The organism is Alkalicoccobacillus murimartini (genome assembly GCF_030813245.1).
Lineage (GTDB): Bacteria > Bacillota > Bacilli > Bacillales > Bacillaceae_D > Alkalicoccobacillus > Alkalicoccobacillus murimartini.
The window spans coordinates 37,766-61,052 of record NZ_JAUSUA010000006.1 but is presented as its reverse complement, the minus strand read 5'-3'; the positions used below and the strand labels follow the sequence as shown (position 1 = coordinate 61,052).

The 23,287-nt window shown below is 32.5% G+C and carries 22 protein-coding genes and 1 other annotated feature; of the genes, 3 read left to right on the top strand and 19 right to left on the bottom strand.

Annotation, left to right across the window (positions count from 1 at the left end):
- Positions 1–49 precede the first annotated feature (49 nt).
- Both J2S05_RS16785 and J2S05_RS16780 read right to left on the bottom strand, forming a co-directional pair.
- Positions 50–589: a hypothetical protein gene (locus J2S05_RS16785; RefSeq protein WP_306984830.1), complete on the bottom strand. Its 540-nt coding sequence runs from the start codon at positions 587–589 to the stop codon at positions 50–52.
- Positions 590–633: 44 nt separating this feature from the next.
- A complete protein-coding gene (locus J2S05_RS16780) occupies positions 634–861 on the bottom strand; it encodes a DUF805 domain-containing protein (protein WP_306984829.1) in 228 nt (75 codons plus the stop codon).
- A 344-nt stretch (positions 862–1,205) separates the two neighbouring features.
- On the opposite strand from J2S05_RS16780, the gene J2S05_RS16775 reads away from it, so the two are divergent.
- On the top strand, positions 1,206–1,631 hold the full coding sequence (locus J2S05_RS16775) for a DUF4440 domain-containing protein (protein ID WP_306984827.1): 426 nt from the start codon (positions 1,206–1,208) through the stop codon (positions 1,629–1,631).
- 204 nt (positions 1,632–1,835) lie between these two features.
- Here the strand turns inward: J2S05_RS16775 and J2S05_RS16770 are convergent, their stop codons facing one another.
- From J2S05_RS16770 to J2S05_RS16760, 3 genes are all read right to left on the bottom strand, one after another.
- A complete protein-coding gene (locus tag J2S05_RS16770; RefSeq protein WP_306984825.1) occupies positions 1,836–2,234 on the bottom strand; it encodes a peptidase M56 BlaR1 in 399 nt (132 codons plus the stop codon).
- Positions 2,235–2,350: 116 nt separating this feature from the next.
- Positions 2,351–2,728 (bottom strand): hypothetical protein, encoded by a 378-nt coding sequence (locus J2S05_RS16765; RefSeq protein WP_306984824.1) that lies wholly within the window; start codon positions 2,726–2,728, stop codon positions 2,351–2,353.
- Positions 2,729–3,118: 390 nt separating this feature from the next.
- Entirely contained in the window at positions 3,119–3,925 is an 807-nt protein-coding gene (locus J2S05_RS16760) for a class I SAM-dependent methyltransferase (protein WP_306984822.1), read from the bottom strand.
- 333 nt (positions 3,926–4,258) lie between these two features.
- Between J2S05_RS16760 and J2S05_RS16755 the strand changes: the two genes are divergently transcribed.
- On the top strand, positions 4,259–4,540 hold the full coding sequence (locus J2S05_RS16755; RefSeq protein ID WP_306984820.1) for a YesK family protein: 282 nt from the start codon (positions 4,259–4,261) through the stop codon (positions 4,538–4,540).
- A 740-nt stretch (positions 4,541–5,280) separates the two neighbouring features.
- On the opposite strand, the gene J2S05_RS16750 is transcribed toward J2S05_RS16755, so the two are convergent.
- From J2S05_RS16750 to J2S05_RS16705, 10 genes are all read right to left on the bottom strand, one after another.
- Entirely contained in the window at positions 5,281–5,958 is a 678-nt protein-coding gene (locus tag J2S05_RS16750) for an adenine nucleotide alpha hydrolase family protein (protein WP_306984818.1), read from the bottom strand.
- A gap of 78 nt (positions 5,959–6,036) precedes the next feature.
- Complete coding sequence (gene tyrS, locus J2S05_RS16745) at positions 6,037–7,251, bottom strand: tyrosine--tRNA ligase (protein ID WP_306984816.1); 1,215 nt, start codon at positions 7,249–7,251, stop codon at positions 6,037–6,039.
- Between the two features lie 64 nt (positions 7,252–7,315).
- Positions 7,316–7,558: a binding site (T-box leader), on the bottom strand.
- An 18-nt stretch (positions 7,559–7,576) separates the two neighbouring features.
- Complete coding sequence (locus J2S05_RS16740) at positions 7,577–7,888, bottom strand: DMT family transporter (protein ID WP_306984815.1); 312 nt, start codon at positions 7,886–7,888, stop codon at positions 7,577–7,579.
- A 2-nt stretch (positions 7,889–7,890) separates the two neighbouring features.
- Positions 7,891–8,241 carry a DMT family transporter gene (locus J2S05_RS16735; RefSeq protein ID WP_306984813.1) on the bottom strand — a complete coding sequence of 117 codons (351 nt, stop codon included), beginning with the start codon at positions 8,239–8,241 and terminating at the stop codon, positions 7,891–7,893.
- A 147-nt stretch (positions 8,242–8,388) separates the two neighbouring features.
- On the bottom strand, positions 8,389–8,964 hold the full coding sequence (locus tag J2S05_RS16730; protein ID WP_306984811.1) for a TetR/AcrR family transcriptional regulator: 576 nt from the start codon (positions 8,962–8,964) through the stop codon (positions 8,389–8,391).
- A gap of 259 nt (positions 8,965–9,223) precedes the next feature.
- The gene (locus tag J2S05_RS16725; RefSeq protein WP_306984809.1) at positions 9,224–10,651 is read right to left on the bottom strand and encodes a glycoside hydrolase family 1 protein; all 1,428 of its coding nucleotides are present in this window, start codon (positions 10,649–10,651) and stop codon (positions 9,224–9,226) included.
- Between the two features lie 24 nt (positions 10,652–10,675).
- A complete protein-coding gene (locus tag J2S05_RS16720; RefSeq protein WP_306984806.1) occupies positions 10,676–12,538 on the bottom strand; it encodes a beta-glucoside-specific PTS transporter subunit IIABC in 1,863 nt (620 codons plus the stop codon).
- 224 nt (positions 12,539–12,762) lie between these two features.
- Positions 12,763–15,153, bottom strand: coding sequence for a GH39 family glycosyl hydrolase (locus J2S05_RS16715; protein WP_306984804.1), 2,391 nt, complete (start codon positions 15,151–15,153; stop codon positions 12,763–12,765).
- A gap of 473 nt (positions 15,154–15,626) precedes the next feature.
- Positions 15,627–16,328 (bottom strand): NAD(P)-dependent oxidoreductase, encoded by a 702-nt coding sequence (locus tag J2S05_RS16710; RefSeq protein WP_306984802.1) that lies wholly within the window; start codon positions 16,326–16,328, stop codon positions 15,627–15,629.
- Positions 16,329–16,497: 169 nt separating this feature from the next.
- Positions 16,498–17,055, bottom strand: a complete 558-nt coding sequence (locus J2S05_RS16705; RefSeq protein WP_306984799.1) for a TetR/AcrR family transcriptional regulator — start codon at positions 17,053–17,055, stop codon at positions 16,498–16,500.
- A gap of 856 nt (positions 17,056–17,911) precedes the next feature.
- On the opposite strand from J2S05_RS16705, the gene J2S05_RS16700 reads away from it, so the two are divergent.
- Positions 17,912–18,892 carry a glycosyltransferase family 2 protein gene (locus J2S05_RS16700; protein ID WP_306984797.1) on the top strand — a complete coding sequence of 327 codons (981 nt, stop codon included), beginning with the start codon at positions 17,912–17,914 and terminating at the stop codon, positions 18,890–18,892.
- A 335-nt stretch (positions 18,893–19,227) separates the two neighbouring features.
- On the opposite strand, the gene J2S05_RS16695 is transcribed toward J2S05_RS16700, so the two are convergent.
- The 4 genes from J2S05_RS16695 to J2S05_RS16680 all read right to left on the bottom strand — a co-directional run bounded on the left by J2S05_RS16695 (position 19,228) and on the right by J2S05_RS16680 (position 23,287).
- On the bottom strand, positions 19,228–19,836 hold the full coding sequence (locus J2S05_RS16695; RefSeq protein ID WP_306984795.1) for a DUF2441 domain-containing protein: 609 nt from the start codon (positions 19,834–19,836) through the stop codon (positions 19,228–19,230).
- 172 nt (positions 19,837–20,008) lie between these two features.
- On the bottom strand, positions 20,009–21,289 hold the full coding sequence (gene serS, locus J2S05_RS16690; RefSeq protein ID WP_306984793.1) for a serine--tRNA ligase: 1,281 nt from the start codon (positions 21,287–21,289) through the stop codon (positions 20,009–20,011).
- 558 nt (positions 21,290–21,847) lie between these two features.
- Positions 21,848–22,402, bottom strand: a complete 555-nt coding sequence (locus tag J2S05_RS16685) for a hypothetical protein (RefSeq protein WP_306984791.1) — start codon at positions 22,400–22,402, stop codon at positions 21,848–21,850.
- A 654-nt stretch (positions 22,403–23,056) separates the two neighbouring features.
- Entirely contained in the window at positions 23,057–23,287 is a 231-nt protein-coding gene (locus J2S05_RS16680) for a hypothetical protein (protein WP_306984789.1), read from the bottom strand.

The window sequence follows — 23,287 nt, the reverse complement described above, 5'->3', positions numbered from 1 at the left end:
GTCTGTGTAATCTATCTCACTAATGCACCTCTTTATTAACAGTTAATTATTAATTAATGCCTACAGAAAAGATTGTTTGAATTCGACCAATTGTTTCGTCATCATTGTTCAAGAAACGTGTGATAATTGCATACTGGATATCATCTTGACCGCGAACATCAAATGTCTCTCCCTCTAATTCTTCATTAAAACTTGTACTATCATTAAACGTAATGAGTTCATGTGAAACGGTATGTGAAGTATCATAATCAAGAACAATTTGCATTGTTTCTTCGTGTTCTACTTCATTTAAGACATCTGCATTCTGAATTTCTCCTTCTTCATTCAAAGGAATTAACTCAGTTTCATCACAATAATTCCAACAAACTGCAAACGAAGTGGTTTCCATTTCTTCATTTTCTGAATTATAAACAGAAACGGTAGGAACTTCATTCATTAGTGGATCAGCAACCGCATCTTCAGCATTGTTATCAGCCGTTAGTTCGTCACTAGAATCCGTTTCTGTGGACTCAGTTGAAGAATCATCTGAATTACATGAACCAAGAATTATAACTGACCCATATAATGTTGCTACAACAGCCTTTTTCATGTTGAACACTCCATAAATTTTTAGTATGTTTTTTTCTTTATAATTCATAGCTCAGTTGACGTTTTTTCATCATTTGCAGGATTTTTACCCTTAAATGATACAATGAGCACAATTAAACCAATTACAAATGCCACTAGAGCTAACCAAGCAACAAGATTAGAAACAGGAATGACATCTAATAAGCCTAATATTGCAATAATCGGAAGAACAAATATCGTACCAACGATTCCTTGATATCTTGAATGCCTTGCCCTACCTTTAAAAGAAGCCATGTTATACCTCCTATAATTAGCCTATTAAACCGTTCCCCCCTCCATTAATTCCAAACATAAACATATAACCAATTATTTTTTTATATTTTAATAATAAAATATAAAAAAGCACCAAAGCTATGAAAGCCTTGGTGCTACTAGAATATAGCCCCGGAGAATTCAAACCAATAGCGGCGTTAGTATATGATTTTACGTTTTTCACTAAATACATATTTAGAAGAAACTGTTTATTTTTCAGAGATCAATAGATACAATGAATGTACATTAGTACAAGCGAACGAACGTATTAATGGTAAGTATTTAATGGTTTGCAAGCGTTGAATTTTTATATTAGGAGGATAAATATGGCGAATTCTACACTACTTCAAGATTTCGAAACATTTTTCTCGAAGTATCAAGAAGTATGGAACGAGTGCAATGCTGAGAAGATGATTAAACTGTTATCACCAGAATTGGCTATAAGATGGACCGGTCCAGGGACCGCCGTTTCGGATTGGGGATATGAAGAATCTAAAATCGGCTGGGCACAAGCCTATGAACAATATAAAGGACATAAGCCTAAATGGCATTTTAATCAATTACATATTACACCCGCAAATGACAAAGAGGTAATAGCTATGTTCTGGTTAACTTTTGAAATGGACGGTAAAGTGGCAGATGTAGTTAAACTATTTGTTCAAAGATTTAGAAAAGAAGGGAATGATGACTGGAAGTTGATAAGGGAATATTGTGAAAGCATTGATCCTGATCACTTTGTTTCAAATCATTAATAGCAATTTTAATCATACACAATATTCAATGCGCACCGACATTTTTTCGATGTGATTTTATAATTCTAATTATTACTTTTCAACTCTAAAAAAGTACCAAAGCTCTAAAAGCCTTGGTACTCATACATTTCTTCTATATTCGGCACTGAGAAGTCGAATCTCCACGTGTTTAACCCCACTAAACCCTCAATGCCATAGAAACAATCATTCTGTATCAAGGCTTATTTCAAATTCACCTATAATTGTTTCACCATCTTCTTCATATAAGGGAATTTGTATATCTTGATTTCTCTCTCTTTCCTCTTGTTTTTTTAATGCCTCTTCAGGTGTTTTAGGTGAATCAGCTTCACCTGTTACCCTATCTAAGTCTGTTTTTTTAACGTAGCCTTCTGTTCCGTCTAAACCAATAGCCGAGATAAGATCAGGCTCTTCTTCAGCAGTTTCTACAAATAAAGCCGATCCGTAAGTTTTCCCTGAATCATTTATTGAATAATCAGTAATTTCTTGACCACCAAATGCTGTTTGAAGTGAGAACACCCCTACTAGGATCCCGATAGAAAATGTAGTTAGAACCAAAGTTAATTTTGGTGACTTTTTTATCATATTATCCCCTCCTTTTTATATTTACTATGACAATCTTGGTGAACTATTAGTGACATTATAAGCATTACGAAGGTCAAGAATACTTGAAAGTGAAACTGAAAAAAATCTCCACATTTTCAATCTGACAAATCAAATGTCCATCCCATCTCTTTTAGTAAATCTAATGTCTCTTGTGGGATATCCTCTACACTACCTCTCTCTATAAGGTCACAATGGGTTACATTTGCTGACGAAGGAAAACTTTCATTAACCGCATCTGAGGTGATTTCTATTTTATCTCCGCTTTTTAAATCATCAAATACTTTTTCTTCACCAGTATCGTTACCCATGATTACGACCTCTAGATCATTAATAATAAGATTTTGCCCATTATTAGACTTTAGAAATATACCTTCCATCGAGTTGGTAACATGTTCAATATTATTTGCAGCACACCCTATTAATATAATCATAGACAAAGCAATTAAAAAAATGTAGATTAGTACGCTTTTCATAGCTCATATCCTTTCTTATAAGAATAAGATACCCTTCATTTTTATTTACTCTATATATTACATAGAGATTGTTCGATTGTCTTTTTACTCTCATTAAGATTTAATTAATTTTAATCAACTAATTCCCTTAAGACTGGGCTGCCTTGCAATCCTTTTTTTATAAATCAAACAAAAAATGCCAAAGCTCTTAAGCCTTGGCACTATTGATATGCGGACCGGAGGGTTTGAACTCCCACAAGTTCAACCTCACTAAGCCCTCATTTTTGCAAAACGGTATAAATGACTACATTAACCTCCAATACCTATATAAAATGATAAAAAACAAATTTTTCACCTAATGCCAGAATTAATAATCGCTCCTATTTTAACGGTAGCGTATTTTTTTGCTAACTAACCCTTTTCTCCTTCTACTGCTAACAAGTACATGGATTGAGACATTGCATCTTCTTTTATCCAATCTCTATACTCTTTTTCAGCTAAACATCGCTCTGCTTCAGTAATATAATGATCTTTTACCATTTGAACACCTCTACTTGCCATCACATCTGCCCATATCCCTATCTGATCTTTAAATTTTTCATCTTGCCTAATTACAACTTCATGTTGTTTGCTCACATTAATATGATTCAGACCTATTTCAAGAAACCAATCGTTTAGATGGTCCGCGATCTTGTTATCCATCCCCGCATCGGCCCGCCATTTAAGAAATGCAGCGTAAAAGATAGATGTACTTTCAGGTGGTTTTGGTTCCCACTTTATTTTTTCATGGTTATAGTCAACTACTAAAATTTTACCACCGGATTTAGTAGCAGCTACCATGCTCTTTAATGCTTTTATTGGATCGGACAACCATTGCACCACTCTTGCACACGTAACAATATCAAATTGATTATTTAATGTATGATCATAAATACTATCTACCTCAAAAGATAAGTTCGAGATATTTCCATATAATTCATTCGCCTTTTTAATAAGTGAAGGATTATTGTCTATTCCTACAACGTTTCCATTTTCACCAACGATCTTTGCAATATCTTTTGTAATGGCACCAGTTCCACATCCTATATCTAGAACAACCATTCCTTCTTCTAAGACTTCAGCTAACCTTTTATGAGATGAAAACAATGATCGAGCGTCTAGTACATTAATAGCCTCTCCATGAATTTCAGCTCTACGATTAGCTATGTCATTCTTCAAATGATCTCCCCCTTTAACTCCTAATTGAAATTTACCCATATAAAAATATTCATTATATTCGTTTCAATCCCTGCACAAAAAATAAAAAAGCACCAAAGCTTTAACAGCCATGGTACTTCACTACATAAATATACGGCCCGGAGGACGGGTTTAACCTCACTAGGCCCTCATTAGCGAGAATAGGTATAATTTCTAATTAGAAGGATAATTATTTCTAGCGTTGAATATAATTTAATAGAGAGTAAGTTAACCTTTATCTATGTCACTTCTTGAAAATAGAAAAGTATAATTAAGACTTAAACTTACAACTCATTAAAGAGAGGAAAGATTTTAATGATGTTTTTAGGACCATTACTTATTGCACTTATACCTGGTATAGTTATAGTTTTGGTTACGTGGTGGTTTAAGAAGAAGGGCTTTTCCATGTTTATACGTTTAATACCAGGGATTCTGGCAGTTATTTCTGCTTTTGTTCTCTTTTATATTGGCTTCGTAAATATTAGAGGTTTTGAAGGTGCAGCTTATGGGATTTTGGCACTCTTTTTGATTGTTTTTTCTATAGTGTCTCTAGTTATAGCGAGGGATAAGAAAACTGTTACGAACCAATATCATTAATATATTTTCTTTAAGCAAAGATATTCGACCACTAATCATTTTCTCAAAATTATCTTCCTCCTATTTTAAAAACCCAAATTTTTTGTATGATGGGAAGGATAAGTGAAGACTACTTTCGTTTGTCTAAACGGGTTGTTGTACCTTTATGTCTAACGATAAAAACAACAACAACAACAACAACAACAACAACAATAATAATCCAACGTTTCGAAGGAATGATGATGGAAATCTTAGAAATTATTTTTGACGATATTCTTTTTAACAATTTTCTATTTTGGTTTGTATGGTTACCTCTTATATATTCGATTTCCATAATTGTTGTTTTTAAAAAAGATAATAAAAAGTTTATAAGACCTTTGTTAATATTTTTAGCTGCCTATTATACTGCTAGAACAATATTTTATTATATTCTGTAGTATTTATTCCATTTAGAAAAAGACACGAGAGATTATTCTCGTGTCTTTATGAGGACTCTTTTAGTTACGACCTCAAACTGTCTAATATAATAATATTTAAATTCCAAAACATCTTAAATCGCCCCACACACCATATGCGAATATTTATCTTTTTTGAGATCTAAACGTTCGGACGATTAAATTACCAGTAAATTTATAAGGTTTATTCCTCGAAAGCTTTTGAACACTGAACAACTACCTTGCCCATTTTCATGTGCATAATCAGTTAACTCATAGCTTCGGACCCTTCTTTTAATTTTTAAAAAGTACATCGTTGACCATCATTTACGAAGATAAATAATTCTTTAACTGATAACAAGATTTAAAAGCTTTATTATCTACTACTTCATAATGTGTTAAGTCTTGGTCATCTAAGCTAACAAAAATCCCCGTATTAAAATCTGTAGCTATTTGTTTGAAAAAGATACCTTCTATACTGTTTTGTTTATCCCCTTTAGAAAATGTCAGTGCATATTCTTTTTGTGATGTTTTAAATAAATAGCCATGAACAGCGGTATCGTATTCGGTATTCTCTAGTTCAGATTTTTCAACAGTCACAAAGTGTAAATCAACGGAAGGTACTGTTCTTAATAGAAAATTTGATTTTGAGCCGTGTATAATTTCCTCCCATCTACTCATTACATCTTTTGCTAAGACAATTTGAGAAATATCTAAGTTCACACATATTTTTGTTAGTTCTTGAACTAAATCGTTGTCTGTCTGAAAAAACCTCACAAATAAATCATCTACTTCATACGTATTACAGGCTTTTTTACATTCGGATAATACATAATAGAAATCAAGATCCATTTCCAATTTATTACCTTTATTAGCTATCAGCAGAACTGAACACTTGGAATTCATTTGTTTTGCTAATTTCACACCTTTTTTTATTAAGTCCATACTATAGGTGTCAAAATCAATTAGAATCAATACATGTTCTCTTACACTAATTACGTTCATCTAATTTTACCTCAATCTAAAAGTTTTTAAGGTCATACTAAGGCAAATAGACACTATTCTTGCCTTAGTAAGTAGGGTTTACTTTTCAAATCTTATAAAGCGTTTTTTACCAATCTGTAAAACATCGTTGTTCATAATAACACGATCCAAATCATCTTCGGTTAGCTTTGAGCTATTAAAAGAAACTCCATCTTGTTTGACTAATCGTAAAAATTCGCTTTTACTTTTAACAAACTGATTCTTGATTAACAATGGAATAATATCTACAATTTTTTCTTGCCCAATTTCAACTAAGATCGTAGGAATATTCGATGGTATTAGCTTTTTTTGAAATGCAGTTTGAAAGTATTGTTTTGCTTCACCCATTTTCTTTTCTCCACAATATAGAACGGTAATAATCTCTGCTAATTCAAGTTTAATATCACGAGGATTCTCGCCTAGAGCTATCCTGTTTTGTATTTTTTCGATTTCTTTTGGGTGTTCATCCGTTGCTAATTCAAAGTATTTCACGATAAGTTCATCAGGAACTTCCATCACTTTCTTAAACATCACTTCTGCTTCTTCATTCACACCAATATAATTCTTAAGACTCTTACTCATTTTTTCAACACCATCTAAACCCTCTAGTAAAGGCATAAAGATCGCAATTTGTTTTTCAAGTCCTAATTGATTTTGAAGGGTGCGACCCATTAGTACATTAAATGTTTGATCTGTACCACCTAGTTCTATATCTGCTTTTAATTCTACAGAATCATGAGCTTGAATTAACGGGTAGAAAAACTCTTGAATCCCTATTGAAATGTTATTCTTATAGCGTTTTTGAAAATCATCTCTTTCTAACATTCTTGTTACAGAAGACGTTGCTGCTAACTTCATAACATCTTCAAAAGTCATTTTTGATAACCACTCACTATTAAATCGAACAGTTGTTTTTTCTTGATCTAATACTTTAAAGATCTGTTCATAGTATGTCTTTGCATTTTCTTTTACTTGTTCATCACTTAAAGCAGAACGACCCTTAGCTTTTCCTGTAGGATCTCCAATACGTCCTGTGAAGTCACCAATTAGAATAATCGCATGATGCCCTAAATCTTGCATTTGCTTTATTTTACGAAGAACAACCGCGTGTCCTAAGTGAATGTCAGGAGCAGACGGATCAAGACCTAATTTGATAATTAAAGGTTGTTGCTCATTATGTGAACGCTTGAGCTTTTCTAGTAATTCTCCTTCATCAATAATCGAGTGCGTTCCTTTTTTTAACATTTCTAATTGTTCTTTCGGTTCTTTAAACATGAAAACATCTCCATTCGTCTTAATAGGATCAAAGTATTTAAAAAACGCCCAATAGAGATTATCTCTAAAGGACGTGTAATTTCACGTGTTACCACCTTTGTTCAAAAGTTACTCACATAACTTTCCTCAACAAGTATAGCCGAAGCGATACTATGCAATGATAACGGGTGCAACTCCGGTGTAACCTACTATTAGTTCGGCCCACAGCTCCAAGATGTATTCACTATAACAACACTTGCGCCTCTCACCATCCGGCTACTCTCTGTCTGCATTCGTTATAGTTACTTGTTCTCTTCAACGCTTTTATCTTTATACTCATTTATTTTTAGACAATAACTTTTAACCCTACAGCAGAAAATAAAATTAATCCGATGCAGAATAGTCTCTTCCAATCCCTTGATTCATTAAAAATAATCATTCCCAATAGTGCAGATCCTACAGTTCCAATACCTGTCCATGTAGCATAAGCCATTCCCATAGGGATTTCATTCATTGCATATGATAATAAAAAGAAACTTAAACCAAAACTTAAGACCATATAGTAAAGAGCATTCTTTTTATTTTCTCCCAATCTCTTGACATTCAAAACACCAACTACTTCAAGACACCCTGCTATTAACAACGCCATCCATGACATGATTAAATTCCTTCCTTTACGTTCACCTTGGGATTTTTAGAACTACTTATCATCTTCAACCCCATGACTCCACTTAGGAGTATGACAATAAGAAGGATTTTATAAAGATTAAACGGTTCTCCAAAAATAATCATTTCCACAATGACAGTTCCAGCTGTACCGATTCCTGCAAATACAGCATATAAAGTTCCTATAGGTAATGTTTTTGAAGCGTAAGTTAACAAACAAAAGCTAGTAATAATCGCTACTATCGTTAATCCCCAAAGAACATAATTGTCCGCATGCTTTAACCCAGATACCCAAAAAATTTCTAAAAAACCTGCTAAAAAAACAAATAACCAATTTCGATTCATCATTACGCCCTTCTCAACAAGCAAGTATAGTTAACTTCCTACCCTTACGAACATTCGTAAGGCAAAAATCATATAATCATGCTGTGATAAAATTTATTTTTAATTACCTTGCTGTTAGTAACAATCAAAATTTGAATAACTTAATTCTTATTTGATCATCGATATTCCTTGCCAATAGATTTCCCACGAAACACGTAGCCTTGTTTCAAACTTACTACTGTTTGTATAAATCAATTCAACTAAAATTCCATCTAAAAAGTTTAAGAACGAAATCGTTCCTTCTTCAGCCGTAACACGGATATGTTCTGCTTTTGAGAAAGCTTCTTTTACATTGCGTTCTAATTCCTGGTTATATTTTTCAAATTGTTCCATTGCCGTATCCCGTAAATGATATGGTGGCATAAATGCCATACGTAATAAAAATTTGATGTTTTTATCATCTTCAAGCAAATATCTTTCTTTGTACCTTACTAATAATTTAAATAAGACCTCTTGAAGTTCGGCTTGTGAACGACTTTCAAAAAAATGATTAACAAAAGATATTTCCTTGTTCACTGCATCATTCATCACTTGAAGAAAAATGTCTTCTTTATTTTTAAAATGTGAATAGATAGACTGCTTTTTAATACCTATTCCTTCTACAATGTCATCTAAAGACGTTTCTTCATATCCTTTATTCACAAACTGCACTATAGCACTTTTTTTTATTTCATTAGCCTTCATGTAACACTCTCCCTTACGAACGTTCGTAAGTAATACTAAATGTATTTATTAACTTTGTCAACAATCTATATATTCTCTTTGTGTATATAAAATCGTCCATTTTCACGGAAAAGAATTGGTGAACATTAAATACTAATATTACTTAATTATTCTCCTTTTTATAAAAAAAAAGCATCAAAGCTCTAACACTTTGACACTTTTCACATGAGTTAGAAATAGAAATGTTCTCTAGATAAAGTGAATCTAAAACCGTTTTTGCCTAGATTTCTTCTCCGTTTGTATCAATCACATTTCTATACCAATAGAAGGATTTCTTCTTAATTCTTTTCAAAGTTCCTTCGCCATGATCGTCTTTATCTACATAGATAAACCCGTATCTTTTCTTCATAGTGCCACCTGAAAGACTAACTAAGTCTAAAGCACTCCATGGTGTATAAGCAATCACTTCTACGCCATCTTCAAGTGATTCTGAAATCTGTTTAATATGTTTTTGAAGATAATCGATGCGGTAATCATCATTAATTTCGCCATTCTCAACTACATCAGCAGTGCCCATTCCATTTTCTACAATCATTATTGGAAGTTGATATCTATCATATACGTTATTCAAAACCCATCTTAAGCCTAATGGATCAATTTGCCATCCCCACTCTGTAGCTTCTAAGTAGGGATTTTTCATTCCATATACAAGATTACCAGCTGTTTTTTCTTGGGTTTCATCAGTCCCAATGCAGTTTGTCATATAATAGCTTAATGAGTAGAAATCAACGGTTCCTTTTTTGAGAATCTCATCATCCTCAGGTAACATCTCAATTTTAATGTTATTGTCTTTAAAATAACGTTTAGCAAATCGAGGATATGCCCCTCTAACTTGTACATCTCCACTTAGCATATTCTTAATTTGATCTTCTTTTTGAGCCATTAATATATCTTCTGGTCTGCACGTTAGTGGGTAATTACACATATAAGCAATCATACAACCAATTTTATTATCTTTATCAATCTTATGACCTAGTTGTACAGCTAATGCACTTGCCACGAATTGATTATGCAAGGCCTGAAATCTAAGTTGATCTGTATTATCTTCTGATTTCAAATCCATATTCACGGTTCCTGCTGTTAATATACTAAACGGTACCAATAAACAATTAATTTCATTAAAAGTAATCCAGTTCCTTACTTTTCCTTTGTAGCGAGTAAATAGTGTCTCACAATACTTTACGTAAAAATCAATCATTTTGCGATTTGGCCAACCTCCAAACTCATTGGCTAAATTGAGCGGTGCATCATAGTGAAGGATCGTGACAATCGGTTCTATATTGTATTTAGCTAACTCATCAAATACATCGTCATAGAATTTTAGACCTTCTTCATTCGCAGTATGCTCAGTTCCATTAGGGAAAATACGAGTCCATGCGATAGACATTCTATAGGCTTTTAGCCCAAGCTCTGAAAACATTCGAATATCTTCTTTAAAATTATGATAAAAGTCAACGCCTACGTGACTAGGGTAAAAAACATCAGGCATAACTTCTTTCGTTTGGTTTCTAAACACACTACCATTAATGCTCCCGCCTAGTATGTCCATTACGCTGGCACCTTTGCCACCTTCATTCCAACCGCCTTCTATTTGGGCGGAAGATGTTGCAGCTCCCCATAAAAAGTTCTCAGGAAAATTCTTCTCCATCTTTCTATCTCCTATCCGTACTCATTATTTTATAATCGCTTCTCCAAAATCAATTTCTCCATTTTCAATCGTTAAATCACTATATTTATCTGAGTTTAGAATAACGATAGAAGTTGTTGTATCGTAACCAAGCTGCTGAATCTCTTTTAGATTAAAATCTAATAAGACGTCTCCCTTTTTCACATGGTTGCCCACTTCAACTCGAGTTTGAAAATGCTCACCTTTAAGTTCAACAGTATCAATTCCAACGTGGATAAGTAGCTCCATACCACTTTCGCTAACTAATCCTACGGCATGTTTTGTGTTACTAACCACCTGAACAGTTCCTTCAAAAGGAGCCACAACTTTGCCTTCTGACGGCATAATGGCAACACCTTTACCCATAGCACCAGAAGCAAATGTCTCGTCATTTACCTTTTCTAAAGAAACTGCTTCTCCTTTTAAAGGGCTAAATACCTTAATGTCAGACTCATGTACATGATCATTGGTATCCTCTGACTTTTCAGAGTTATTATCATCGATAGGATCTTTGAACCCCATAATCCAAACTAAAATAAAAGTTAAAATAAATGCACATAGCATAGCTACGATAGCCCAAACAAGTGAGATGAAGCCTTCAGGACCAATGAAGATTGGTAAAGTTAGGACACTCGGGCTTACGAAAGAATATGCTGTTACTCCTGCTAAACCTGCTACTACTCCAGCTAAAGCAGACCCAATCAGTACAGCAATAAAAGGACGTTTCAGTCTAAGATTGACTCCATACAAAGCTGGTTCTGTGATTCCAAATAATGCCGAAACCCCAGCAGATATTCCTGTACCACGCATAGCGAGACTTTTTGTTCTCATCGCTACAGAGAAAGCTGCTCCAGCTTGAGCGATGTTAACTAACAACCCACTAACAAGTAGAATAGGATCGTAACCGTTCGTTGCAAACATCGTTATTATTAATGGGATCATTGCATTATGCGTTCCTGTAATAACTAGAAAAGGAAATATAAGAGCATTGATACTTACTGCAATCCATCCCCATGTATTCATAACTTCTACAAATTGACCAAAGTAATCACCTAAAATAGCTCCCAAAGGACCAAATAGAATTAACATAACAGGTGCCACAATTAATATGGTTATCATAGGTCTTAAAAACACTTTAAAAACTGGAGGACTCATACGATTAGCAATCGGATCGACGTATGACATCAACCATATTGCCAAGATAACTGGTATCGCTTGTGCACTATAATTAAATAAATACAAAGGAATTTCTAAGAAACTAGTAAATGTAGCTCCTTCAGCTGATAATGCTACTAAGTTTGGATGAAGTAGTATAGCTGCCATAACCATTGCTGTAAAATGATCTACATTGAATTTCTTTGCTGCTGTAAAAGCTATAAAAAATGGAAGGAAATAAAATACACCATCTCCGAGAATAGCTAAAATACTGATAGTTGGGCTATCTTCTTTAAATACACCTGTAGTCAATAGAATTGTAATTAATACCTTAATCATCCCTGAACCAGCTATTACTGGAATTACAGGTGCAAAGCAACTAATAAGAACGTCTACAACCCGACTAAATATATTTTTCTTTTTTTGATTCCCTTCTTCTGTTTTTTTGCTAGATGAAGTACCCGAATTTCCTTCGTATATTTTTTCAAATTCTTTATATACTTCTTCTACTGCTGGTCCAATAATAATCTGATACTGGCCTCCACTATTCGTTGTACCGCTTACATTTTCCATATTCTTTATAGCTTCATCGTTTACTTTTGTCTTATCTTTTATAGAAAGTCTCAGCCTCGTTACACAATGCGTAGCTGATTCTACATTACTACTTCCACCCAAATTCTTAAGGATGCTTTGTGCTAATTTTTCATGCTGCATTTTTTCTCCCCCTCTTAATACCAATGATGATTACACCCTCATGATAGCGCTTTTATTTAGTGGTAAATACTCATTTTTAATCATAAATTACATTGAAATAATACTATCTTTCATCATAATTTTAGTTTACATTAATAATTCATAATGAATTCATGTTTAATGAACCAAGAAAAGCCTTCAGAGGAAATCTATGTACCCTGAAGGCTGAATCTACTCAGACAGTATTAGTACTGATAAGAAATTCTTACACTTTGAAATTCGTTTCTACCAATCGTTGTTTTAAGATCTAGTATTCCATTTTCGACTTTTATTTGTTTAATTTTAATTCTTGGCACTGTTATGTTTTTCAAGTACTGAATTTCACTATTACTAATATCTGCACCTAAATTCATATTGGTCCATTCTTTTTGCAAGTTTCCTGATTCTTCATTAACCGATTGAATTTTAACCTTATATATTCCATTCTTCACATTACTAATTTTATAACTATAGACTTTTTTCTCTTCTTCTTCAAAGATATCATCATACATTTTCAGATTATCCATTGTGTATTGATCCATAAAGTACTTGTAGTTAAGATGACCACAGTTATGGCAGACAATAAAATAATTATCAGAACCATCTGTTGTGACTAAACTATTATTGTTCCTTCCAAGAAAATATTTCCCCCTCCCAATATTGAGGAATACGTAAGCATGGTAAGAAGGCTTTTTTAAATTTTGCTTATTTAGAAGCCCTGGACTCCCATATAAAAGTTGTGGAGTGTTTGAACTAGGAGATATAGAATCTAATGCATACCAATAACCCATTGCATCAACAAGATCATAACAGTCTATTATATTTTTTATGACATAGGCTCCTTTATAACAACTGTCATTAAGAATGGTGTGATGAGATGGTGTGAAGTTCCAAATAGGGATCTGAATTTCTTCAATAAATAGCTCTTCTTCTTTTAATATACTTTTGGCTATTAATACTTGATTTCTAATATACTGCCCATCGAGAAGTTTTCTAATATCCTTATCATTAGAAAATTCATGGGAAACTTCTGGATTTGAATGAAAGCTTAGAAAATCTGGTTTTTGTTGTTGGCTAAACCAACTTTTCAAAAACATTCTGAGTTCATCGTTTTTAAAATTAATAGGAAGCCCGGATCCCCCTATTTTAAAATGATTTGAAAATTGATTTAGAATTTTTTTTATGCTGCTAAAGAAATAAAAGTAGTCATCACTCTGACCATATTCATTTTCAGACCCATTCGTAATTTCAAAACACCAATTTTCTACTTGTGAAAGTCCATATCGATTAGCAATGTGAGAGATAAATGCTTGGAAAACAGAAAGAAAATCATCTATTGTTTTTTGTTCATTATGATGATCAGTTAACCTCAAAAATTGCGTATCCACCTCAGCGTTTATAACAATATAAGGCTTAATATTTACATTCATAAGGAAATCAAAAATTCTTTCTATATTAAAAAAGTTGATTTCATCCAATCTCCCTGACTTAACAAGCTTCATTTCTTTCGAAAACACACCCCATACTCTTCCGTACTCAAAATCAAGGTCTTTCTTGATCTGAGTGATTTGTTCTTCTGAGTTATAATTCATTAATCTAGATGCTTCACTTAAATTAACTGTCTTACGCCAGTATCGATTAAATGGTTTCTTATTTTCTAGATTCAGATCCATTTTATATTCTTCTTGATCTATATCAAAATTCATTTGTTTTAATCGATTATCCTCAAGCAACTTTTCAATCTCTTCTGTGAAGGTATCTAGTAATACAGATTCTTGTTCATTTTGAGTCACAGTTTCTCTCAATCGATATTCATGTGGAGTTGTCCCAAATTCGTCTTTAAACCCTTTTATAAAGGAGCTTACATTAGGGAATCCAGTATTCATAGCAATTGAAGTAACAGAATAATTTGTGCTAGAAAGCTCATTAATTGCATGATTTAATCGCACTTTATTTAGATATTTTAAGAAGGTCATTCCAAATACTTCTTTAAAGTATTTAGATACGTATGTTGGTGAGAGATAAAAGTAATCGGCCAGATCTTTTAAACTTAATCCATTATAATAATTCGATTTAATATATTCTTCAATCTCCTTTTTTCGATTCTTATTTTTATGATCTAGAGATAACGGTTGATTGTAAGAGACAGAGAAATGTTGAACCAGATATTCTACCAACTGGTAAGATAATTTGTTAAGACTAACATCTTTATAATAACTATTTTCATAAGAGACCCTAAGATAAGAATCAATATAAGATTGAAGAGGGAGATAATTAGGTGTTTTCTCTATCGAAGAATTACATATAAATAAGATCTTTTTCTCATCCAATAACCCTGTAAGCATTTTATAATTTAAATGAAAGACCATATATAGTGTTTCTTCTTCTTTTGGAATTAAAGAATGTACTCCATTTGAATTTATGCTAATAATATCATTCTTCTCGAGTACATATTCTTCTTGATCCATATAGACGCTCATTTGTCCTTTTAATATATATATAATTTCTACGTTCTCATGTGAGTGATTGGGAGTATGACGTTCATTACTAATTTGATGTATAAGCAACTGATTATGACGTAAAAATAAACTTTTCAAAGTTATCTATACCTCCTTTATATTTAATAAAAGTCTACATTTTAAATTATGTATAACATTTTAGTTTAAGTAGAGCTACCTAATCATACATCATAACCATTTTTCATCTATAAAAAACGATGCGTTATTTTATCTTTATCTTATATAACAAACAACAAAAAAGCACTAAAGCTCTAAAAACCTTGGTGCTTCTCATTTATCTATATAAAACCCTTCATCTTTACATCTAATTCAGTTTAAATCGTATGGCTTGTTTAAACCGAATTCTACAAACGTTGTATAAACAATAAAAAGTCATCTCAACATAAATTGAAATGACAGCTCCTGTATAATCGTTAAAAATATTTAATGAAGATTTCAGATCAAGTTTCGAGTATTTAGTTCCACAATCACTTGTTATATAGTGCTTCCCTAATGTAACGATCATCATTAAGAAAACTTACTTACCGACTCTTTAAACTCACTAGTATTCTCTATTTTCCTACGTTGATAATTTTTTTAATCCATTCATCTTCGCTCGAAGCCGCTCTAACTAAACCATCAGCACAATCTGCAAATGGTAATTGTTGGAGTGGCGCGATACGAGCTTTCGGACCTGCAGTATACTTTAAACTTTTCAATCCGTACTTAAGCACAGAAGCACGAACAATCACCCATTGAAGATCAGATTGTATCACGGCCTTTTCAGCTATTTCTTTATCTTTAATTGCATTCGAAAAGATCGTTCTCATTATTTTAACCATGACTCTATTAGCTGCATTCAGTTCTTTTCCATCAGTTAAATTGATTCCACTTTGCATAACAAATCGTTTGACGCCAGCTTGTTTACAAGCTTTCACAATATTAGGTATTCCTTCTGACATAACTGTCCCTGGTGTGAAGTTTGCCCTCATAACCTTCATACCTGCTACGAAATTTTTTAAGCCATGTATAGAACTATTCTGAGAGTTGTTGCTTGGCGGACCTATGCAACTTATAACGGCATCCGCTCCTTCAATAGCATTTTGTATACTTTGCAGATCTAAGACATCTCCTTGTTTTATTGTAAGTCTAGAGTCATTAACAATTTTTTCTGGTCTGCGAGCCACGGCTATAACTTCATGATTTAATTCAAGAGCCCTATTTAACACTGCTTCCCCTGTGGCTCCTGTTGCTCCAATTACTGCTATCTTCAATACAAACTTCCCCCTAATTTTAAAATACCTATTTACTTTATATGTGATTATTCTTAGTAAATTTTATATAACAACCTTGTAAACTGGTCCATAACTGATTGCACTTTTATTTATTGCTCCGGCTGGTATTTTTACTTCTACCGATGATCCGGTTAATGGTATCGTAATATTACTTCTCTTTGTAAATTTCTAAGAAAGCTTCACAGGCATCTTTCAAATATTCCTTTATCTCTTCAGTTTGGAATGCTTCTTCATTCGCGTATAGGACTGCTGCAATGCCTTGCAAATATAAAAGGAGTTGAGTAAACATTTTCTCAGTATTTCTAAAACTTAAACTGTAATGTTCAGCTAGGTTGGTTACAAGATTATAGTTAGCTTTACAAACATCTAGGATGTTAATGTTATTTAAAGCACCTGACATAAAGATAAGTTGATAGAAATTCCTTTCCTTTTGGACAAAATCAATGAAAGCCAAACCAAAACTATATAATTGGTTGTAAGATGAAGTGGCATGTTCAAGGTATTCTAAGAAATAATACCCTGCTTGCTCAAAAACCTCTTGTTTTAGTTCTTCCATATTTTTAAATTCAGAAAAAACTGGCTGCGTAGAACAGCCGAGCCTCTTAGCTAAATTACGAGCATTTAAACTTTCTAATCCTTCACTTTTTATAAGCTGAAAAGCAACAGAAATTATGTCCTCTCTATTAATTCTCTTCTTAGGTGGCATGATTTCACCTCATTTTATATCGAATTTTAAATTTTATATTCATCTACTAACTAAGGTACCATCTTCCCATAATGAAGATGCCTAACTTTCAGCATCCAGTCGATCTGCCCCACGAGCATAACGGTAACAGAGGTCCTGTATTTTTACTTTGCAATAATTCTTTCTAAATCAGAGGGTAGACTTATAACTCCCTCTCCTTAAGTAATTGATTTCATAGTATGAGAATACTTTTGAGCTTCTCAATAGAAACGTCCTCACTCTACTTTTTCATAAAATATAGTAACCAACATATATAACAATTGTTATATAACATACGTTATTTATACTTCATGTATACTTAAAAGTCAATAATCATATATTAATATCTCATTTCATGATCATCTATCTCTAATTCTTTAATGTAATCTATTTCATTTTCTATTTTTAAGTTATTTCCGAACAACATAGTCTTTTGTAAAAAAATAAAAACGAAAAGAACCACACCTAAATCACCTATTAAACTCAAAAAAAAGTACCAAAGCTCTAAAAGCCTTGGTACTACTGGTATGCGGCCTAATGGAGTCGAACCTCCACGAGTTTAACCTCACTAAGCCCTCAATTTTGCGAAACGTTAGAAGTGTCTATGCTAACTAATCACAAATATCTATCTAAAAACCAGCACTCCAACACCTAAAAAATATGGGTTTTAAAAACACTTAATTGACAGCGTTTACTTTATTTGTTTACATTAGATGTGAATGAATAATAGAGAAGACAATGAATATAAATGTTAGTTGAGTTTAGAGGTGAGTAATTTCTTATACTTTTAATGACAGGTACATAAGGTCTATTAAAGAATTCCAAAGGAGTAACTTTAATGAAACACTTAATAAGTATAGTTATCCCAGTATATGATGTTGAAGATTATCTTACTGAATGTGTAAATTCTATTGTAAATCAAAGTTATTCAAATCTAGAAATCATATTGGTGAATGATAAATCAACTGATAATAGTGGAGTCATATGTGATACTCTAGCCAAACAAGATGCACGAATCAAAGTTTATCACAATACAATTAATAGTGGATTATCAGACACACGCAATTTAGGTACAAATAAAGCTAATGGTGATTATATAATTTATATTGATTCTGATGACTATATTTCATCCAATATGGTTGAAGTTCTTTACGATCTTTGTATTAAATATAAATGTTGTATAGCTCAATGTGCTTTTACCAGAGATGGAAATATGACAGAACCAATTGAAGATTTAAGAGATACACAAATTTACAGTGGAAAAGAAATGCACTTAGGCTTAATAGGAAAGGGAACATCCCGAACTATGGCGTGCGGGAAAATTTTTAAGCGATCGCTCTTTAAGGAAGTATCTTTCCCTTCAAAATTAATCCATGAGGATGAAGCTTTTATTCATAAGGTCTTATACCGCGCAGAACAAATGATAGTTACAAACGAGAAACTTTATTTTTATAGAAAAAACCCTGAAAGTATAATGAATAAAAAATTTAGTATTAAAAAATATGATATTTTAATTGCCTTACAAGATAGGATACTTTTCTATCAATCGTTAGATTGGCATGACCTTGCATTTGCTACATCCCAAAGGTATAGCGTTACCATCATTGAATTATATAGGAAAACGAATGAACTTATCACAGATGAGAAAACAGTCCACTTAGAATATCTAAGTAAACTTTACAAAGAAAATCTAGTTGAATTAAAAAAATCACCTTATTTAACAAGCGAAAAAAGAAGATTGCATGATGATTGGAAAGAAAACCCATTAGAAGGTGATACGTATAACTTCTTCGAGTATTTCAGCAATACGAAGATATAATTTTACATTTAACCACAAGTTTTATTTCCACTCGTTATGAATCAATTCATAAAAAAAGTCCCTAAGCTCTAAGGCTTTGGGACCGTCATAACAATTTTAAAACATATGCGGCCCGGAGGAGTCGAACCTCCACGAGTTTTATCTCACTGAGCCCTCAATTTTGCGAATCGTTAGAAATGACTACACTAACCTCATATACTTATATAAAACCCTTCATTTTTACACCTATTTCAGTTTAAATCATATGGCTATGGAAAGATTTTGGAAAGAATCACCCCAAAAAAACACGAACATTTTTAATTAATAATATATATTTATTCGCCTTAGTGTAAACATCAAAAAATATAAGTATTCTGAGAGAAATCTTCAATTACTTCCACTACCTCAATTTCACCATCAACTAGTATCTCAGGTAGCTCACTTTTTATATTCCCTTTCCAATATTCTTTAGCTTGATCAATTTTCCGAGCAAATGGAATTGCATCTTCTCTTGGTAAGAAGCTACTGTCACCCTCAAAATAATTACCTATAACTCGCAATTTAACTATTTGCAAAACCCTTCGATTATATGAATCAAATAACTCTTTCCATTTTAAAGATTCCTCATAACTTTTTGCTGCATATAGACATGATAACCTTGAAGGATATTCAGGATATTCTTGTAACCTCACCAATTCAACTACTACTTCTCTAATTGCTCGAATGGTTTGCCCAACATAATTTATTGCTACCTGTGCATTTTCATTGTTTAAATTTATTTCATTACCTGAGTAATTTTCATGTAGAATCTTAATAAAATCCTCACCATTAGAATTTAAGTTTTCTCTCTCAAAAAAGAAATGATATAATGCATTATAATGTTGCTTCTCAAAAATAAACTTCTGTCCCACTGTCATCCTTTTTCTTGTAACAATATGATAAACAAAATGCTCATTGCCCCCCAAAGAATGACCTCCCTGATTGATAAGTTTATTATTACCTCTTAACCATTCACCAAACTTATTCCATTACCTGCATTAAAGATATTGAATCAGGTTTATTCGCATATAAAAAAAAGGTATAAACTTCTACATTAAACAATTAAAAAAGTACCTAAGCTCTAAGGCTTGGGTACTATCAATTACTACGTTTTATATATTCCTCATCATACATGTATTTTCTTAAAGCTTTTGGAATATATATTGATCCATCTTCTTGTTGGTGATTTTCCATGAGAGGTATTAATATCCTTGGCGTAGCTACAGCCGTGTTATTTAAAGAATAACAATAGTGCGTTTTCCCTTCTTCATCTTTATAACGAATACTTGAACGTCTGGTTTGAAAGTCTAACACATTAGATGACGAATGAGTTTCGTTGTAGCTCTCTCGACTTGGCATCCATGTTTCTATATCATATTGTTTGTAGTTCTTTTGAGACAAATCACCCGTACATACAGATACCACTCTATAAGGCAGTTCTAGCAGATTTAAGATTTCTTTTGCATTATTAGTGATTTCTTCAAGTAAACGGTTTGATAAGTCCAAATCATTCTTACAGAGTATGACCTGTTCAACTTTAGCAAATTGGTGTACTCTGTATAAACCTCTTACATCTCTCCCACCAGAGCCCGCTTCACGCCTAAAGCAATTAGATACCGCTGCTAACTTTATAGGATATTTAACATCTATAACTTCATTACTATAATAACCAATCAAAGGTACTTCTGAAGTCCCCACTAGATATTTATCATCTTTTGTTAGATGATAAGTTTGATCTTCACCTGTAGGAAAAAAACCAGAAGTATACAATACATTTCGATTAGCCATTATAGGAACATCCATAAGAGTAAATCCTTTTGAATGTAAGACATCTAAGGCTAATTGTTGAACTGCTCTATGTAAGGTTAGTCCTTTATTCTTCAGAAAGTAATTTCGAGTCCCTGCAACTTTTACTCCTCTTGGTATATCAAACATATCGTGTATTTCTGCTAATTCCATGTGATCTTTTATTGCAAAATTAAATTCACGAACTTCACCAACTCTTTTTATTTCTACATTATCCTCATCAGACAATCCTATTGGTGTATCTTTAGAAACGATATTTGGAACTAAATTCATAAGACCATTATATGAATTCTGTACCTCATTTAGGTGTTTTTCATCTTCTTTAATTCGCTGATTTAATTCACGGACGTCCTCTTTTTTCGCTTCAATCGCTTTGTTCTTCTCCCTTGCTAAGACCGATATCCCTTTAGTTAAATTATTCCTAGTAGCTCGCATGTTTTCAATTTGTTGTATTAGTGTTCTTCTTTCTTCATATGTTTTAACTAGTGATTCAACAGAAAGCTTAATCCCTTTCTGATCGGCAACCGTCTGTATCTCATCAGTATGTGAAAGAATATATTGAATATCTAACAATGAAATCACTCCCTCTTATTTAAATACATTATTGCCAAATTGGGACAAAAGTTAGTCATTACATAAACATTCTCTAAATTATTTCCGGTACCTGCATAAAAATAAAAAAGCACCAAAGCTCCTATAGCTCTGGTACTAGCTTCATTGTATGCGGTTGAGAGGAGTCGAACCTCCACGAGTTTAACCTCACTAAGCCCTCAATGCCGTGGAAACGTGTTACCTCCTTCAAACACGCACACTACTTGCACTCATTTACACCCATTTCACATAAAATCATCCATTTTTAAATATCGTGGTGAAGAATTGGTGAAGCTAAAAATCCCTTATTTTTTGACACTTGTAGTCCTCGTGTACACCCTATCAAAATTTAAAAAACGAATATTCATTTATAATACTACGAAAACATTCGACTTTATTGTTTAACTTGAATTTATAAAGTTTTTCTTTATATTATGCGAAATTGAATATAAATATAAAATGACTACGTTCAACATAAAATGCATCGATAAAACACAAACGAATCTTTTTGATTCTAAAATTATCTAATAGAGTATAAGACTATATAAATTTTTTTCTGATTTTATTATACACCAACCAAAAAATGTAACCTATGAAAAAACTCACGTTATATAAAAATATATCTGATAAGTCAAAGACACCAACATCCATCTTGTATTGAAGGTATTCAATTATAAAGACGAAAACTTCGAAAAAAATAAAGATAAATAAGAAAGAACCTCTAAAATAATTTAGTTTAGCTAGAAGGAAGAACATAGGTACAAATATAATTAAATTTATCAGCATAATTATTAAAGAAAGCTTATCGCCTTTAATATCATTTAGAAAACCAAAAGGATTCAAGGCAATTGCACTTTCTCCAGAATAAATATTATCTGGCCTTAATAAGCCCAGAACCAATACAACTAAATAGAAAATAAAAATAATATACCGTTCGAGTGTAATCTCTACATTTAAAACCATTCTAATAAAGATAAAGATCGTTGTAATAACAATTACTAATGCCAGAATATTCTTTTCTATATTTTCCATATTAGAAAAAAACATAGGTAGAGTATCATAGAAAAAACTTACATACAAAAAAATCCCAAACACGATACTAAATAACCCCAGAAATGTGTTAAGGATTACTTTTCTATTAAATAGTCTTAAAACTGCGTTTATTATTTTCCACTCCTTAATCAACAAATTAACTAAATATTACCTAAGAAAGATCATACTATTTTTTACATTGTAAGTAAACTAACTGAGCTATTTCTCAGATATAAAAAAGCACCAAAGCTCTAATAGCCTTGATACTAATTGATGCGGTTGAGAGGAGTCGAACCTCCACGAGTTTAACCTCACTAAGCCCTCAATGCCGTGGAAACGTGTTATCTCCTTCAAACACGCACACTGCTTGCACTCATTTGCGCCCATTTCATATAAAACCGTACATTTTCAAATATCGTGGTGAAGATTTGGTGAATATAAATAACCCTCATTTTTCTATTTAGAGCTCCTTTATTAGAGGTACCCCCAAACATAAAAACCGAAAAATGAATGTGATTCAAGTATCAATATTCGTTATTTCATCCCTAGGTTTCACTCGTAAACTAACATGTATTAGCATCATAAGGTAGGATTTGTATTGTATTCTAATATAATAAAAAAGAACACAATTAATATGTGTTCTTTCTTATCTTGAATTAACCTAGATGATTAAGAGAATGACAGAGTATAACTTAAATAACGTTCAAATTAGTTTTTTCATTTTTTTCTTAATTGATAGGCAAGAGTGAAGCAAATAAACGTGAATGAGCCAATAACCCCATATCTAACAATATTCAGAATGACTTTTCCAACAGGATAGTGATCTAAAACACTGATATATGGATCACTTTGAACATTATCAATAAATACAGTTGGTATAAATAAGCTGATACCTACTCCAACAAAAAAACCTAATAAACCAAATTTAAGAATGCTACCCCAGTTCAT